This is a genomic window from Limnochorda sp. L945t (assembly GCF_035593305.1).
In the GTDB taxonomy this organism is placed as follows: domain Bacteria; phylum Bacillota; class Limnochordia; order Limnochordales; family Geochordaceae; genus Carboxydichorda; species Carboxydichorda subterranea.
In genome coordinates this window covers 1,061,142-1,076,578 of sequence record NZ_CP141615.1, presented here as the reverse complement: position 1 = coordinate 1,076,578, position 15,437 = coordinate 1,061,142, and the positions used below count along the sequence as shown (strand labels likewise).

The 15,437-nt window shown below is 70.6% G+C and carries 16 protein-coding genes; all 16 read right to left on the bottom strand.

Translation table 11 applies throughout. The features are described 5' to 3' along the window. Window positions 1-9: 9 nt before the first annotated feature. Window positions 10-921, bottom strand: a complete 912-nt coding sequence (locus tag U7230_RS04990; protein ID WP_324717638.1) for a response regulator transcription factor — start codon at window positions 919-921, stop codon at window positions 10-12. Then, entirely contained in the window at window positions 918-2,144 is a 1,227-nt protein-coding gene (nrfD, locus tag U7230_RS04985; RefSeq protein ID WP_324717637.1) for an NrfD/PsrC family molybdoenzyme membrane anchor subunit, read from the bottom strand. The genes U7230_RS04990 and nrfD overlap by 4 nt, the downstream gene beginning before the upstream one ends. Next, on the bottom strand, window positions 2,141-3,079 hold the full coding sequence (locus U7230_RS04980) for a 4Fe-4S dicluster domain-containing protein (protein ID WP_324717636.1): 939 nt from the start codon (window positions 3,077-3,079) through the stop codon (window positions 2,141-2,143). Before U7230_RS04980 ends, nrfD begins: the two co-directional genes overlap by 4 nt. Before the next feature lie 224 nt (window positions 3,080-3,303). Next, window positions 3,304-4,110 (bottom strand): response regulator transcription factor, encoded by an 807-nt coding sequence (locus tag U7230_RS04975; RefSeq protein ID WP_324717635.1) that lies wholly within the window; start codon window positions 4,108-4,110, stop codon window positions 3,304-3,306. Window positions 4,111-4,120: 10 nt separating this feature from the next. Then, window positions 4,121-5,791, bottom strand: a complete 1,671-nt coding sequence (locus tag U7230_RS04970; RefSeq protein ID WP_324717634.1) for a sensor histidine kinase — start codon at window positions 5,789-5,791, stop codon at window positions 4,121-4,123. 71 nt (window positions 5,792-5,862) lie between these two features. After that, window positions 5,863-6,099 carry a hypothetical protein gene (locus U7230_RS04965; protein ID WP_324717633.1) on the bottom strand — a complete coding sequence of 79 codons (237 nt, stop codon included), beginning with the start codon at window positions 6,097-6,099 and terminating at the stop codon, window positions 5,863-5,865. After that, window positions 6,096-6,920: a ClpP family protease gene (locus tag U7230_RS04960; protein ID WP_324717632.1), complete on the bottom strand. Its 825-nt coding sequence runs from the start codon at window positions 6,918-6,920 to the stop codon at window positions 6,096-6,098. The genes U7230_RS04965 and U7230_RS04960 overlap by 4 nt, the downstream gene beginning before the upstream one ends. A 93-nt stretch (window positions 6,921-7,013) precedes the next feature. After that, a complete protein-coding gene (locus U7230_RS04955) occupies window positions 7,014-8,681 on the bottom strand; it encodes a ribonuclease J (protein WP_324717631.1) in 1,668 nt (555 codons plus the stop codon). A gap of 49 nt (window positions 8,682-8,730) precedes the next feature. Then, the gene (dapA, locus tag U7230_RS04950; RefSeq protein WP_324717630.1) at window positions 8,731-9,615 is read right to left on the bottom strand and encodes a 4-hydroxy-tetrahydrodipicolinate synthase; all 885 of its coding nucleotides are present in this window, start codon (window positions 9,613-9,615) and stop codon (window positions 8,731-8,733) included. A gap of 5 nt (window positions 9,616-9,620) precedes the next feature. Next, window positions 9,621-10,850, bottom strand: a complete 1,230-nt coding sequence (gene dapG, locus U7230_RS04945; protein WP_324717629.1) for an aspartate kinase — start codon at window positions 10,848-10,850, stop codon at window positions 9,621-9,623. Between the two features lie 19 nt (window positions 10,851-10,869). Further along, window positions 10,870-11,901 (bottom strand): aspartate-semialdehyde dehydrogenase, encoded by a 1,032-nt coding sequence (locus tag U7230_RS04940; protein ID WP_324717628.1) that lies wholly within the window; start codon window positions 11,899-11,901, stop codon window positions 10,870-10,872. A gap of 61 nt (window positions 11,902-11,962) precedes the next feature. Next, complete coding sequence (locus U7230_RS04935) at window positions 11,963-12,565, bottom strand: dipicolinate synthase subunit B (protein WP_324717627.1); 603 nt, start codon at window positions 12,563-12,565, stop codon at window positions 11,963-11,965. 44 nt (window positions 12,566-12,609) lie between these two features. Beyond that, the gene (gene dpsA, locus U7230_RS04930) at window positions 12,610-13,515 is read right to left on the bottom strand and encodes a dipicolinate synthase subunit DpsA (protein WP_324717626.1); all 906 of its coding nucleotides are present in this window, start codon (window positions 13,513-13,515) and stop codon (window positions 12,610-12,612) included. Between the two features lie 116 nt (window positions 13,516-13,631). Continuing rightward, entirely contained in the window at window positions 13,632-14,411 is a 780-nt protein-coding gene (gene dapB / locus U7230_RS04925; RefSeq protein WP_324717625.1) for a 4-hydroxy-tetrahydrodipicolinate reductase, read from the bottom strand. Between the two features lie 191 nt (window positions 14,412-14,602). Then, on the bottom strand, window positions 14,603-15,133 hold the full coding sequence (locus U7230_RS04920) for a general stress protein (protein WP_324717624.1): 531 nt from the start codon (window positions 15,131-15,133) through the stop codon (window positions 14,603-14,605). Continuing rightward, on the bottom strand, window positions 15,063-15,437 hold the full coding sequence (locus tag U7230_RS04915; protein ID WP_324717623.1) for a YlmC/YmxH family sporulation protein: 375 nt from the start codon (window positions 15,435-15,437) through the stop codon (window positions 15,063-15,065). The genes U7230_RS04920 and U7230_RS04915 overlap by 71 nt, the downstream gene beginning before the upstream one ends.

Sequence of the window (15,437 nt, the reverse complement as noted above, 5' to 3'; positions counted from 1 at the left end):
CATCCGGCCCTATTGTGCCCGGAGCAGAGCCGGCCGCTTTGGCGCGGGCACGGCGGCCCGGTGATCCGGCACGGCAGCCCTCCGGAGCGCGCCCCGCTCGCTCTCGAGCCGGTAGCCCACGCCCCACAGCGCCCGGATCCGGAGGGTGCAGCACGAGCCCGCCATCCGCAGCTTCGCGCGCAGCCGGCTGATGAGCACCGTCACGCTCTCTTCGGAGGCGGCCTCCTCGTCGCCCCACAGGCGCAGCAGCAGCTCCTCCCGGCTGAAGACTCGCCCGGGGTGCGAGGCGAGCAGCCATAACAGGTCGAACTCCCGTCCCGTGAGGGGAATCTCCCTCCCGCCGAGGAAGGCGAGCCGGCTGGTGCGGTCGAGCACCAGGTCGCCCACCCGGGCCGTGCCGGGGCCCGTCCCGGGCCGGCCGGGCGCGCCCTGGGGGCATCCTGCCCGGCGTGGCCCGGTGCGCCGGTAAATGGCCCGCAGCCGCAGCGCCAGCTCTGATGCCGAAAAGGGCCGGCACACGTAATCCTCGGCCCCCGCCCGCAGGGTCGCGATGCGGGCCGAGCAGCGGGCGTCGTCGGAGAGCACGACCACCGGCATGCCCCACCTCCGGGACAGCCAGTCGATCAACGGCGGCGCCTGCGACTCTGGCTGCTCGAGATAGACCAGGGCCAGGTCCGCTTCCGCGGGGCAGACGTCGAATCCCATCCGCTCGGCTCGGGCTCCCGGGATGTCGCGCACGCCGGGTACGCCTCGGGCGACGTCCAGTCTCCCTTCGGCCCCGATCTCGATCCGGAAGCCCAACCGGGAGAGCAGCGGCACGAACTCGCTCGCCTCTTCGAGCCGGAATCCCAGCAGCAGCACCCGTGGGGATGGCCCCCAGGAAACCTCCTGGGCCGGCGCCGGCCCCGACGCCCCCGTCATGACGCCGTCACCCCTACCGGCCGGCGGCTTTCCTGAGCTCTCGCCTCCCCTGGCAGCGCTTCCGGCTCCTCGACGAACAGCGGCCAGTGCCGGGCTACCCAGTCGTAGCCCAGCACGCCCGCAGCCACGATGGCTCCGGTAACCCACAGCTCCAGCAAGGAAGGCACATACGCGGCGCCGGCGCCCGCCCGCATGGAGACCAGCACCGAGTCGATGCGGTTGGCTATGACGCCCACCACGGCCAACCCGGCCGCCACGAGGCGGGCCCGGGCGCTTTGCCTCCAGCTCTTACGGCTCATGACCAGGGCCGGCAACGCTGCGCCCACGAGGACCTCCAGTCCGGCCGCCACGCTCTCCAGCGATACCGGCCGCGTCCAGGGCCCCTGGCCCCGGCTCACCCAGTCGCCCAGCCGCAGCGCCAGGTACAGCGCGAGCATCCAGGCCATGCCCCGGGCCAGCCCCTCGACGAGCTCCGGCTCGACCCGGTGACGGTAGACCCGGCTTGCCGCCGCGGCTTCGAGCTGGATCATGCCGAGCCCGGCCGCCACGGCCGAGACGAAGAAGAGCACGGGCAACAGCGGGGAGTACCAGAGGGGATCCATGCGGTACGTGGCGATGAGCAGCAGGCTGCCCAGCGACGACTGGTGCAGCACCGAGCACACCACCCCCAGGATGACCATCGGAACCAGCGCCCGGCGTACGGCCCGGCATGCTCGGTGCCACCCCAGTCCCTCCAGCGCGACGGGGCTGAATTCGAAGGCCAGCACCGTCGTGTAGACCATCACGCACCAGGCCACCTCGAACATCACCGAATGGGGCTGCCACATCACGATCGGGTGCCAGATACGGTACGGCCGCCCCAGGTCCATCAACAGGCCGGCGATCACCATCAGGTATCCGAGAAACCCCGTCAAGACCGCCGGGCGGGCCAGCGGCGCATAACGATGCTTGCCGAACAGGTGCACCCAGGCCGCCACGACGAATGCCCCGGCCGCCAGGGCGACGCCGCCCATGACGTCGAAGGCGATCCACCATCCCCAGGGCCAGGCGTCGTTGAGATGGGTCGTGGCCCCCAGGCCCCGGACGAGCCGGTAGACCATGGCCAGGCCTCCGGTCAGGGCCAGCGCCCAAAGCGCCAGGCGCCCCCAGCCGAGCTCGACGAGCTTCTCGGTCGTCGAGCGCTCCCGCGACCTGCCGGGAATCCACCGCGCCTCCGCTTTCATGCTCCGGGCTCCTTTCCGGATGGTGTGCCGGCCCGCTCCCGGGCGTCCCGGGCCTCGTCCCGGCTCTCTCGAGCGCCCTCCCACCACCGCACGACGGCCATGAGAGCGGCCACGCCGACGGCGACCACGGGCACCTTCTCCATGACCGCCTGGGTCTTCTGAGGCGGGGGCGTGCTGCCCACCGAGGCGAAGCCCAGCTCTTCGAACGGCACGTCGGACAGGTACAGCCACGACGTGCCCCCCGCTTCGGTCAACCCGTAGATGCGGGGCACGTACCGGTCAGGGTGATCGGCGATGCGCTTCCTCGCGACGGCGATGAGCTCGGAGCGCCGTCCAAAGGTGGTCGCCCCCGTCGGGCACGCCTCGGCGCAGGCGGGCGACTCGCCCCGCTCGAGACGCGGGGCGCACATGATGCACTTGGCCACGAGGGGCAGCGGGGTTTCCCACTGGTAGCGGGGGATGTGGAACGGGCAGGCGACCATGCAGTACCGGCAGCCGATACAGCGCCCGGCGTCATAGACCACGGGGCCCTCGGGGGTCTTGTGCAGGGCCCCCACGGGGCAGGCCGAAGCGCAAGCCGGGTCGAGGCAGTGAAAACACTGGGTCCGTACGTAGCGGACGTGGCCCGGGTCTCCCGGCAGTTCCACCTCCCGGACCGCCGTCCACTGATCGCCGTCGATCGCCGGGCGCTCCGGGTCACCGGTCCACCCGTTGGCCTCCTGGCAGGCGTAGACGCAGCTGCGGCATCCGACGCACTCCGTGAGGTCGACCAGCATCCCGAAGCTGCCGTCGCCGCCCGTCGCCGGATCTGAAGCGAGCGCCGGCACGGCGAGGCTCCCCGAAAGGCCCGCCGCCACGGCCCCGGCCCCGCCGGCCAGCAGGGCCCGCCGGCTCAAGAGGGGACACGTCCTCGCGCCGCGCACCTCGGTGGGCAAGCCCCGTCCCTCCCTGTCGGCCGCGCTGCAAGAGCCCTGTAAGACTCTTGCTGTCCGCTTACAATGCTAGGAATAGAGGCTTGCCGTTACCCTGCGCTGCACTTGCACGTGGTTTGCCGGAACATTGCAGAAAGCTAACGCCACGGCAAAGCCACCGGCGGCGAGGGGCAAGGAGAAGTGCGCCGGGCGGCCCCGAGGCCGTGCCGCCGCCGTGGGGTGGCCCCTCACACGGCCGGCACTTGAGGCGCGGGCGACCCCGGGCGGATGGGCCGGGCCCTGAACCGGTAGCCCACCCCGCGCACCGTCTGGATGAACTGCGGGGCCAGGGGATCCTCCTCGAGCTTTTCCCGCAACCGGCTGATGCAGACCGTCACGTTGGCGAGATCCCCCGCGTAATCGCTTTGCCACACTCGATCGAGGATCTGGTCCCGGGTGAAGACCACCATGGGGTGGCTCGCGAGCAGCCACAAGAGGTCGAACTCCCTGGCGGTGAGATCCACCGGCTGCCCCCGCCGCCACACCATGCGGCACTGCCGGTCAATCGTGAGCCCCTCGAAGTGGAGCACCTGCTCCGTGCCCGCTGCCGGCGCGCCGCCCTCGGTCGCTCCTGTGTCGGGCCGCTCGCCCGCAGCGGAGGCGCCTGCGCGTTCGACGCCGGGATCGGGGCGGGCCCGGCGCAGCACCGCCTGGATCCTCAACACCAGTTCCGCGAGGCTGAAGGGCTTGGTAAGGTAGTCGTCCGCTCCCAACCAGAAGCCGGTCAGGCGATCGGGCTCCTCGCTGCGGGCCGAGAGGATGATGATGGGCGTGTTGGACCGTTCCCGGATGGCGTGGCACACCTCGTAGCCGTCGAGGCGCGGCAGCATCAGGTCGAGCACGACCAGGTCGGGCCGGAAACGGTCGAACTTCTCCAGGGCCTCTTCCCCGTCCGCCGCTACCTCCACCTGGTAGCCCGAACGCTCGAGGCGGTGGCTCACCGCCTTGAGGATGTGCGGTTCGTCGTCGACGACGAGTATGCGTTCGGAGTCCACGTCGAACGGATCACCTCCGGCCTTCCGGTGTTGCTTGCGGCCTCGCGCCGACCGGGGCGCGTGGCGGGGCGGGCAGCGTGAAGGTGAACGTGCTGCCCTTGCCGAGCTCCGAATCGACCCAGATGCGCCCGCCGTGCATCTCCACCAGGTGCCGGGCCAGCGCCAGCCCCAGCCCCGAGCCCGGATATTCCCGGCTGGCCGAGCTGTCCACCTGCCGGAACTTCTCGAAGATGATGCCGTGGTGCTCTGGCCGGATGCCGATGCCCGTATCCCGGACCTTCACCCGCACCATGGGCTCCTCAGGGCCAGGTTCCTCGAGCTCCACCGCCACGTGGCCGCGAGGGGTGAATTTCACGGCGTTGGAGAGCAGGTTCATGAGGACCTGCTCCACCCGGACGCGGTCGGCCTCCACCCAAACCGGCTGCGCCTGCGCCGGCCGGCGCACTTCGAGGCCCTTGCGAGCAGCCATGGGCTCGATGCGCCGCAAGGTGGCCTCGACGGCCAAGCGTACGTCGAAGACCGTGCGGTCGAGCTGCATCCTCCCGGCCTCGATGCGGGCCAGGTCGAGCAGATCGTTGATCTGCTCGTACAGCCGCTGCGCACACTCCCGGATGTCGGTCAGGTACTCGCGCACCTGGTCGCTGTCCGCGGTCGCCCCCTCCTCGCTCAACAGCTCCGTGAAGGCCAGGATGGAGGTGAGCGGGGTACGCAGCTCGTGCGACACGGTGGCCAGGAACTCCGACTGCAGCTTTTGGGCCCGTTCGAGCTCGACCTGCTTTTCCTGCAGGCGCGCGTTGGCCTCGGTCAACTTGCGGGTCCGCTCCTCGACCTTGGCCTCGAGGTCGGCGTACAGCTCCCGCAAGGCTCCGGCCATGGAGTTCATGACCGAGGCGAGCACGGCCGTCTCTCCGACCGCGCCCTTCGGCAGGGGAGCGGGCGTGAGGTCGCCCGTAGCGAAGCGGGACGCCATTGCGGTGAGCTGCCCCAGGGGAGACGTGACCTGGCGGCGCAGCAACACCGCCAGCACCGAAAGCGACAGCGCCGTGAGCAGGAGCGTGAAGCGCAGCCGGCTGCGGATGGAGGAGGCGACGCCCGCCTCGAACTCCTCGATGGGCACCTGGATGCTCAACGCCCCCATGAGGTCGCCCACGGCCGGCGGCCGATCGTGCCCGGTGCTGAGGGCACTTTGCTGGTGGCACGTCAGGCAGCTTTGCTCGAGATGGATGGGCGCGACGTACCGGAAGACCCGGGGCCCGTGCCCACCGTCGGGCAGCACCGCGGCGAACTCCGTGGCGGCCGGGTCGGCGGAGAAGCGCCTGAGCGCCTGCTCCTCGACCGGGTCGGGCACGTGGGATGCCCGCTCGGAGCCCATCCATACCTCCCGGACCCGGGCCGCCGAACTGGAACCGAAGATCTCTCCCACCACCCGGGCCACGACGACCGGATCCAGGTGATGGAACCCCGCAGGGTTGACGGCCACCCTCTCCGTCTCCGCCTGAGCGACGAAGGACCGCACCGCCAGGAATTGCTTCGTGACGGCCCGCGCCCGCTCGGTCAGCGTCAGCTCCGCCTGGACGCGCTGGCGGTATGCGTCCCAGCCGAAGCTCGCCAGGCTCATGAACAGGGCCACGGCCGCTACGCTGCCCAGCAGGCGCACCGCCAGCCGATCCCACGGTCTCATGGCCCGTTGCACCCGCCTCCGGTCGTCCGCGGCTCGATTATAACACGCAGATAACAGGATTGTGATGGGCTTCACCAAGGGGTGCCGGGAAAGAGGGAAGGCCAGAGGTAGAGCTCGGCGGCGGTGGTGATGAGGCGCTGGACCCGCCACCGCCCGTCGGCGTGGTGCAGCAGCTCGACCCAGACCGGTACGCCGCCCCAGTGGCCGATCAGCACTTCATGCCGCTGCGCGGCGAACGGGCCGCCGTCGCCCGCAGGTGCCTCGAGACTGACGGGAAGCACGGTGTAGTAGACGTCGGAGACCATCACGGGGAGGCTGCAGCCCCTCCGTCGCCGGCCGCCCGGGCCGCCTGCTCCCGGGCCCGGACCAGCTCCTTCAGGCGCGCCAGGGCTTGCGAAAGCCCTCCTACCTCGTCGATGATCCCGGCGTGGACTGCCTCGCGCCCGACGAGCACGGTGCCGACGTCCCGCACGAGGTCACCCGTGCGGAACATGAGCTCTCGCAGCTTCTCCTCGCTGATCCGCGAGTTGTCGACGATGAAGCGGATGATCCGGTCCTGCATCTTGTCGAGGTACTCGTAGGCCTGCGGCATGCCCACCAGCACGCCCGACAGGCGCACCGGGTGCACCGTGACGGTGGCGGTCTCGGCGATCAGGCTGTGGTCGGCCGCCACCGCGATCGGGATGCCGATGGAGTGCCCGCCGCCCAGCACGACCGAGACCGAAGGCTTGGAGAGGGTTCGTACCATCTCCGCGATGGCAAGCCCGGCCTCGATGTCGCCCCCCACGGTGTTGAGCACGATGAGCAGGCCCCGGACCCGGGGGCTCTGTTCGACGGCCACGAGCTGGGGGATGATGTGCTCGTAGCGGGTGGTCTTGTTCTTGGGGGGCAGGCTCACGTGCCCTTCCACCTGCCCGATGATGGGCAGGACGTGGATGCCCAGATCCCCCGACGGGACCGCCGCGAGCTGCCCCAGCTGCCGCAGGTACTCGAGGGGAGGCGCCGCCTGCGGGTTGGAGGGTGCCGGGGGCGCCACCGCAGGGATCCCGCGCTCCCCGTCCGGCGCCTGACCGTCCTCCTGCTCGGGGCCGTCCGATGGGTCCGCCCCCTGTTGGCTCCAGCAAAACACCAGGTGTCCTCCCGTAGCGTGCCGGTTGTGAACGGGCAGCCGCCCCCACGAAGGCCGGCTGCGCCCGGGAGGTAGTATGCACCGTCTGTGGCCTCAGACCTCGACGATGATCGGCAAGATCATGGGCCGGCGCTTGAGCCGCTCGAAGATGAACTGGCCCAGCGCCTCCCGCACCCGGCCCTTGACCGCTCCCCACTCGGCGCCGTTTTTCGACAGCACGTCGAGCAGCGCCGTCTTGGCCTCCTGCCGGGCCTCCTCCATGAAGGTCTCCGACTCCCGCACGTAGACGAAGCCCCGGGAGACGAGCTCCGGCCCCGCCAGGAGCTCCCCCGATCGGGAGTCGACGGTCAGGACGACGACCAGGATGCCGTCCTGGGCGAGGTGGCGGCGATCCCGGAGCACCACGTTGCCCACGTCGCCCACCGACAGCCCGTCCACGAAGACCTGCCCCGCCTGCACCCGGCCCTTGCGGGCGAGCCGATCGGCGGTGAGCTCGAGCACGTCCCCGTTTTCCACGATGAAGATGCCGTCGGGCGCGATTCCCACGTCCCGGGCGAGCCGGGCGTGCTTGACCAGCATCCGGTACTCGCCGTGCACCGGCACGAAAAAGCGCGGGCGCACCAGGTTGAGCAGGAGCTTCAGCTCCTCCTGGCAGGCGTGGCCCGAGGCGTGAATCCCCTCGAAGGGCTCGTAGATCACGTTGGCGCCGAGCTTGAACAGCCGGTTGACGGTCCTGCCGACCAGCCGCTCGTTGCCGGGGATCGGGTGCGCCGAGATGATGACGGTGTCCCCCGGCACGATCTCCACGAGCCGGTGATCCTGGGAGGCCATGCGGGAGAGGGCCGACATCGGCTCTCCCTGGCTCCCGGTGGTCAGGATGACCAGCCGGTTGTGAGCCTGCTGGCCGATCTGGTCCTGCGCGATGAGGACCCCCTCCGGGATCCGCAGGTACCCCAGCTCGGCGGCGATGCCCACGACCGTCTCCATGCTGCGTCCGACCACCGCCACCCGCCGGCCGGTGGCCACCGCCGCGTCGATGGCCTGCTGGATGCGGTGGACGTTGGTGGCGAACGTGGCCACCAGCACCCGGCCGGCCGCCCTGCGAAACGCCTCGAGGAACGCCTCCCCCACGCGGCGCTCCGACGGGCTCCAGCCGGGCTGCTCGGCGTTGGTGCTGTCGGAGAGCAGGAGGTGCACGCCCTGCTTGCCCAGCTCGGCCAGCCGGTGATAGTCGGTGGGGCGCCCGTCGATGGGGGTCTGATCGAACTTGAAGTCGGTGACGTGCAGGACCGTGCCGACGGCACCGTGAACGGCGATGGCGACCGCATCGGCGATGCTGTGGTTGAGGTGGATGAACTCCACGTCGAAGCCGCCCAGCCGCCGCCGCTGCCCGGCCTGCACCTCGATGAACTCGGGCAGCGACTCCAGGTTGTGCTCGAGCAGCCGGGCCCGCACGAGCCCCAGGGTGAGCCGGGTGCCGTAGACGGGTGCCTGGATCTGACGCAGGACGTACGGCAGGGCGCCGATATGATCTTCGTGACCGTGGGTCAGGACGATGGCCCGGATCTTCTGCCGGCGCTCCACGAGATAGGAGAAATCGGGGATGACCAGGTCGATCCCCAGCATCTCCTCTTCGGGAAACATCACCCCGGCGTCGATGACCAGGATGTCGTCCGCGCTCTCCAGCACCATCATGTTCTTGCCGACTTCTCCCAGACCGCCCAGCGGGATGACCGAGAGCGCCGGCTCACTCGAACCCATGCGGCGTGCATGCACCTCCTTAGCATCGGGGCCGTCGACCGCCCCTCGCTCATCCGACCAGCGCCAGCTGCTCCATCGCCTTGCGAATGACGGCCGTCTCCGCCTCGGAGGCCTCCACCAGCGGCGGCCGCACCGGGCCGACCTTCACGCCGGCCAGCTGCAGGGCCCGCTTGATCGGAATGGGGTTGGTCGTGACGAACAAAGCCTTGAAGAGCCCGAAAAGCTCCAGGTGGATCGCCTTCGCCCGATCGACCTTGCCGCCCACGAACGCCTCGATCATCTCCCGGATCCGCCGGCCCACGAGGTGCGAGGCAACACTGACGACACCTGCCCCCCCCACGGCGAGGATCGGCAAGGTCAGGCTGTCGTCGCCGCTGTAGATGAGGAAGTCGGGCGGCGTCATGGTACGCACCAGTGAGACGTGATCGATCTGTCCCGACGAGTCCTTCAGCCCCACCACGTTGTCGATGGCCGCCAGCCTGGCCGTGGTCTCGGCGGCCAGCATCTGCCCCGTTCGGCCCGGGATATTGTACAGGATGACCGGAAGGCTCGTCGAGCGGGCGACGGTCTCGAAGTGGCGGTAGAGGCCCTCTTGCGGCGGCCTGTTGTAGTACGGGACCACGGCCAGGATCGCGTCGACCCCGGCTTTCTCGGCCTTGCGGGTCAGCTCCACGCTGTGCGCGGTGTCGTAGGTGCCCGTGCCGGCCACCACCGTGGCCCGTCCCCCGACCGCCTCGACCACCGCCCGGAACAGGCCCAGCTTCTCCTCGTCCGTCAGCGTCGGCGACTCCCCCGTGCTGCCCGAGACCACCACCCCGTCCGAACCCGTCTCCACCAACCGGACGGCCAGCGCGGCCGCCGCTTCGTAGTCGACGCTGCCGTCCGGCCGCATGGGCGTCACCATGGCAGTCAGGAGCCGTCCCAGCTCAGCCATCCGCCTCACGCTCCCCTCCCCAACTCGAACTCCTCGAACAGCGCCCGGATGGCGTCTCCCAGGCGCTCTCCGTCGATCAGGCAGGAGATGCTGGCATGGGAGTCGCTGGTCTGTAAGATGGCCACGCCGGCGCCGGTCAGCGCGCGGGCCACCCTCGCCATGATCCCCGGCACCCCGTGCATCCCCGCGCCTACCACCGAAACCTTGGCCAGCTTGCGGGTCACCGCCACTTCCACGTCGAACTCGGCCAGCGCCTCGTGGACCGCCGAAGCGGCCGGCTCCGGCACGCTGAACATCAGCTGGTGGGGGCTCACCAGGATCAGGTCGATGCTCACGCCTTTGCGGGCCACCGCTTGCAGCAGGCGAGAGTGCAGCGCGTCCTGGTTGAAGTCCTGCCGGCCTCCCACCACCACCTGGGCCAGATCCCCCACGTGGGCGATGCCGACCACGGGCCGGTCCGAACGGATCTCCATGGTCCCGCCCGCCGGTCGATCCCATACGAGCGTACCGGGATGATCGGAACCTGTCTGCCGGATGCGTAACGGCACGTGCCCTTCCATGGCGATTTCGACGGCCCTCGGGTGCACGACCCGGGCGCCGAGGTGGGCCAGCTCGGCCGCCTCCCGGTACGCCACGCTGGCGAGCGTGGGGGCGTCGGGCACCACCCGCGGGTCGGCCGCCTTGATGCCGTCCACATCGGTGAAGATCTCGACCAGCTCGGCCCCCAGCGCCACCCCCAGTGCGGCGGCGGTCGTGTCGCTGCCCCCACGGCCCAGGGTGGTCACCTCGCCCTCCTCGGTGACCCCCTGGAAGCCCGCCACCACCGGCACCCGCCCGCCGGACAGCTCCCGGTGCAGGCGCTCCGTGCGGATCTGCAGGATCCGGGCGTCGGCGTGGCGCCCTTCCGTGAGGATGCCCGCCTGGGCCCCCGTGAGGGAGACGGCCGGGATGCCCTGGCGGATCAACGCCTGGGAGAGCACGGCGCAGGCGATGATCTCCCCGCAGGCGACGAGCTGGTCCTGCTCACGGGGATCCGGCGCCCCGCCGGCCTCCCGGGCCAGGAGCTCGAGCAGCGAGTCGGTGGCGTACGGCTCTCCCCGCCGCCCCATGGCGGAAGCCACGGCGACCACCGCGTAGCCGTCCTCCAGGGCCTTCCGGACGTGCTGCACCACCTGGCGGCGCTTCTCCGGCGTCGCCACGGAGGTGCCGCCGAACTTCTGTACGAGTACCCGCATCGTTTCACCGCTCTCCGCTCTAAGCGAGCAAGCCCAGGACCTGGGCGATCTGCACCGCGTTGAGCGCCGCGCCCTTGCGGATCTGGTCGCCCACGGCCCAGAGGTTGAGCGCCCCGGGCCGGGACAGGTCCTCCCGGATGCGGCCCACCGCCACGGCGTCCTTGCCGCTCCACTCGAGCGGCATCGGGTAGCGCTGGCGCTCGGGGTCGTCGACCACCTCGACGCCGGGGGCCTCCCGCAGGAGGGCCCGCGCCTCCTCGGCCGACAGCGGCCGGGCGAGCTCCACGTTGATCGATTCGGAGTGGCTGCGCAGGACGGGGACCCTGACGGTGGTCGCGGTGACGGCAAGCTCCGGTTCGTGGAAGATCTTGCGCGTCTCCCGCACCATCTTCCACTCCTCTTTGGTGTAGCCCGCCTCCTCGAACCGGTCGACCTGGGGGATCACGTTGAACGCGATGGGGTAGTGCCGCTCCGCGGAGGCGTAAGGCAACACCGCCGGCTCGTACGTCTCGCCCCGGACGTGCGCCCGCAGCTCCTCCTCGAGCTCGGCCATCGCCCGGGCACCCGCGCCCGACACCGCCTGGTACGTGGAGACGACCACCCTCCGGATCCCGGCGGCACGGTGCAGTGGCCACAGGGGCACCGCCATGATGATGGTCGAGCAGTTAGGGTTGGCGACGATGCCCCGGTGCCGGAAGGCGTCCTGGCCGTTGACCTCCGGCACCACCAGGGGCACGTCGGGATCCATGCGAAAGGCGCTGGAGTTGTCGATCACCACGGCTCCCTTGCGGGCGAGCTGGGGGGCCAGCTCTCGGCTCACCGAGGCGCCGGCCGAGAAGAAGAGCAGGTCGAGCCCCTCCATCCGGGAGGGGGTGGCCGCCTCGATCGAAAAGGTCTCTCCCAGCACCCGCACCGTCTTGCCCGCCGAGCGCTCCGAGGCGAACAGCCGGAGATCGCCGAGCTTCCAGCGGCGCTCCTCCAGGATCTTCAAGAACTCCTGTCCCACCGCACCGGTGGCCCCCACCACGCCCACTTTGACGCCTTGCGCCATGCCGCCTTTCGCCTCCCGCCGCACCGGACCGTCGACCGCCCGGGCGTGCTCGTTACGTCCTTCAGCGCACTTGCCGCCGCGCCCTGTCGATGATCATCGGCTGGATCTGCCGGCCCTCCAGGGCCGCTTCCAGCGCGGGCAGGATCAGGGAGAAGTCCGCGACCATGGACGTTGGCTTCTCTTCGGGATTGTCCTGCCCGAAGGGTACCATGTAGACGTTCTTCATGGACAGGAGGAGGCCCAGGTTCTTCGCGTTGGCCCCCAGCGCGTCGTTGGTGGAGATGGCCAGCACGACCGGGCGGCCGTTTCGCAAGGTGGCCTTGGCCGCCATCAGGACCGCCGAGTCGTTGATCGCCAGCGCCAGCTTGGCGAGCGTGGTACCGGTGCACGGGGCGATCACGAGCGCATCCAGCAGCTTCTTGGGTCCCACCGGCTCCGTCTCCACGATGGACCGCATCACGCGGCGCCCGGTGGCTTGCTGCAGCCGGGCCACCCATTCCTCGACGGTGCCGAAGCGCGTGTCGACCGCATGCTCCGACAGGATGGGAAACACCTGGGCTCCTCGCGCCACCAGCTGTTCGATGGACGGAAGCACCTCCTCGAACGAGCAGTGGGATGCAGCGAGCGCCCAACCGATGCGCTTGCCTTCGAACAACGCAGCCACGCCCTTTCCTCGGCGACGGGCGGCCGCCGTGCCGGCAGGCCCGATCAGGGAGCCAGCGACCGGGCCAGGATGCCGGGTACCACCTGGGCCAGGATGGCGCCGGCCGTTCGAGGTGCCACTCGCCCCGGCAGCCCGAGGGCATGGATCGCCTGCACGCCCAGACGGGAGGCGGCTTCGAAGTCGGTCCCGCCGGCGTCCGAGGCAATGTCAACGACCAGCGCCTGCGGCTTCATACGCCGCAGCACCTCCTCCGTGACCACCAGGGCCGGCGCGGTGTTGAAGATCACGTCGGCCTGCCCGGCGGCCGAGGCCAGCTCGTGCGGCCAGATGGCCGCCACGCCGGCCGCCCACGCCCGAGCCCACTCCGTGCGGTGGAAGACGACGGCCTGCACCGAAGCGCCCAGAGCGCCGAGCACCCGGCACAGCTGCTGGCCGCAGCGCCCGTACCCCACCACCACCGTGCGGCTCCCGTGCAGGGTGACGCGCAGGTTGGACATCGCCAGCTGGACGGCCCCCTCCGCGGTGGGGACCGCGTTGAGCACGGCGATCTCCTCGTCTTTCTCCAGTTCGATCAGCCGGATGCCGTGGCGGGCCGCCGCAGCTTTCAACGCCGGCCTGGCGCTCCCGATGACCAGCAGCGTCCCCGAGCGCAGGCGCTCCAGGACGCCGTCGTCGAGGAGGATCCGCATCCCCTGCGCCATGACGGTACGGATGGCTCCCTGGGGGTCGGTGCCGCTCAGCGGGCAGAGCACCGCCTCCGCCCGGTCCGCCACGCTCGCAAGGTCAGGGGCGAAGTGTGCCCCCGGAGGAAGGAGTGCGGCCGGGAACCCCACCATCCAGACGCCGGCACCCAGCTCCAGCAGGCGCTCGGCCAGAGCCAGCTCCCGCTCGTCGCCCCCCGCCACGACCAGGGTACGGCCTTCCAGAGAGAGTGCCATGGATCTCGCCATCGCCCCGCCGCCACACATCCGTCGCCGGCGGTCGCCCGTGCCTTTCTTACGCCTCTTCCCGCCGGCAGTATATGAGTCCTAGGACGACGGGGTTCGGCCGGGGGTGGCAGGCTCGGTCAGTGGCGCAAGGCTCCGGGAGGCTGTTCGAAGAGGATCTCCTCGAGGGAGTGGACGCCCCGCAAGGCCCCCACGCGCTGCACGGCGAGGAGCACCCCGGGCACGAAACTGCGCCGGCTGGTGCTGTCGTGCCGGATGGTCAGGGTCTGCCCCTCCAGCCCGAAGATCACTTCCTGGTGGGCGACGAGGCCGGGCAAGCGCACGCTGTGGATGGGCACGGGATCCGGAGCTCCTCCCTCCGCGCGCCCCCTGGCCTCGGCGATCAGGGCGGCGGTGCGCAGGGCCGTACCCGACGGGGCATCGAGCTTGGTTTCGTGGTGCATCTCCACGATCTCGCAGCGCGGCATGTACGGGGCCACGAGGGTGGCCAGCCGCATCATCAACAGGGCCCCGATCGCGAAGTTGGGCGAGACCACCGCCCCCACGCCCCGCTGGCGACACCGGGCGTCCAGATCCTCGAGCTCGGAGCGGCTGATGCCGGTCGTCCCCACCACCAGGTGGATCCCCGCGTCGATGCAGGTGAAGGCGTGCTCGAGGGCGGCCTGGGCCTCGGTGAAGTCCACCAGCACGTCGACGGAGGCGCGCTCCAGCAGCCTGCGCACGTCTCGCTCGATGAGCACGCCCACCTGGCCGATGCCGGCCAGCTCACCGGCGTCGCGGCCGGCCGAGCGGCGCCCGAGCGCCCCTACCAGCTGCATGTCGGGGTGCTGGACGACCGCCGCCACCACTTCCCGGCCCACTTTCCCGGAAGCCCCTGCGACCGCGACTTTGACCGGCATGCCCTGCCCAGGCCTTTCCTTCGAGGCCGATCGCCACTTAGCTCCATTCTTTTTCCCGTGGCCCGTCCCGTCAAGCCGCCGGCCCACGAGCCGCAGCCCGGCCCCAACGAAAGGGCCGCCTGCCGGGATCCGGCGGGCGGCCTGAGATGGGCGGCTGTCGCGCGCCCCGCGCCCGCGGGGCGCGAGGCGCGCTACTGGGATCGCTTGCCGGTCTGCGACGCCTTGGGAGAACCGACATGGGACTCGACGTTGTTGGCGCCGTTGTCGCGCAGCAACTGGGTGGCGGTGTCGATGCGGGCACTGTCGGCCTGCACGACGGCCAGCACTTTGCCGGACTTGAGCTGGCCTTCGTAGAACCTCCCGCGCTCTTCCGGGATGCCCAGATCCAGCAACCCGCCGGCCACGCCGCCCGTCACCGCGCCGCCGAGGGTGGCGGCCAGCGGGCCTGCGGCCACGACCGGCCCGATCCCCGGAATGGTCAGGGCGCCGATGCCGGCCAGGAGCCCGGCGATCCCCCCCAGGGCTCCGCCCCACCAGACCCCCTCGCTGACATCGCCGCCGGCTTCCTGATCGCCGCCACCCCCGCCACCGGCGCCCTGGCGGGCCTGCCCCTTGGCCAGCACCGAAATCTCGTTGTTGGCGAAGCCCTTGTTACGCATCTCCCGGACGGCCTTCTCGGCCTGCTCCCGGGTGTCGAAGACGCCAATGACCGTTGCCACCATCCACCGACTCCTTCCGGTCCGATTGCCTGGATGTCACGAGGTGTAGTCTCTCCGGCCCGGTGGAGTTCATGCCGGTGGATGGGCGCTCCCCCAGTTCCACGATGATCACGTCGGGCCCTACCTTGAGGACCCGGTTCCAGGGTACGACCACCTCGCGCCGTCCCCACAAGCCGTGCCGCACGGGCAGCACCAGGGCATCGATGCGGCCGCCCCGCACCTGGATGACGAGGTCGGCCTCCCGCACCGGCCCGATCCGGATCCCCTGCGAGAGATCCACGATCTCCTTGCCGATCAGCTGGCTCAT

Bases quoted from the DNA above. Each gene is read 5' to 3' on its own strand.
- U7230_RS04990 (WP_324717638.1), bottom strand. From the start codon at position 921: ATGACGGGGGCGTCGGGGCCGGCGCCGGCCCAGGAGGTTTCCTGGGGG.
- nrfD (WP_324717637.1), bottom strand. From the start codon at position 2,144: ATGAAAGCGGAGGCGCGGTGGATTCCCGGCAGGTCGCGGGAGCGCTCG.
- U7230_RS04970 (WP_324717634.1), bottom strand. From the start codon at position 5,791: ATGAGACCGTGGGATCGGCTGGCGGTGCGCCTGCTGGGCAGCGTAGCG.
- U7230_RS04955 (WP_324717631.1), bottom strand. From the start codon at position 8,681: ATGGGTTCGAGTGAGCCGGCGCTCTCGGTCATCCCGCTGGGCGGTCTG.
- dapA (WP_324717630.1), bottom strand. From the start codon at position 9,615: ATGGCTGAGCTGGGACGGCTCCTGACTGCCATGGTGACGCCCATGCGG.
- dapG (WP_324717629.1), bottom strand. From the start codon at position 10,850: ATGCGGGTACTCGTACAGAAGTTCGGCGGCACCTCCGTGGCGACGCCG.
- U7230_RS04940 (WP_324717628.1), bottom strand. From the start codon at position 11,901: ATGGCGCAAGGCGTCAAAGTGGGCGTGGTGGGGGCCACCGGTGCGGTG.
- dpsA (WP_324717626.1), bottom strand. From the start codon at position 13,515: ATGGCGAGATCCATGGCACTCTCTCTGGAAGGCCGTACCCTGGTCGTG.
- dapB (WP_324717625.1), bottom strand. From the start codon at position 14,411: ATGCCGGTCAAAGTCGCGGTCGCAGGGGCTTCCGGGAAAGTGGGCCGG.
- U7230_RS04920 (WP_324717624.1), bottom strand. From the start codon at position 15,133: ATGGTGGCAACGGTCATTGGCGTCTTCGACACCCGGGAGCAGGCCGAG.
- U7230_RS04915 (WP_324717623.1), bottom strand. From the start codon at position 15,437: ATGAGCCAGCTGATCGGCAAGGAGATCGTGGATCTCTCGCAGGGGATC.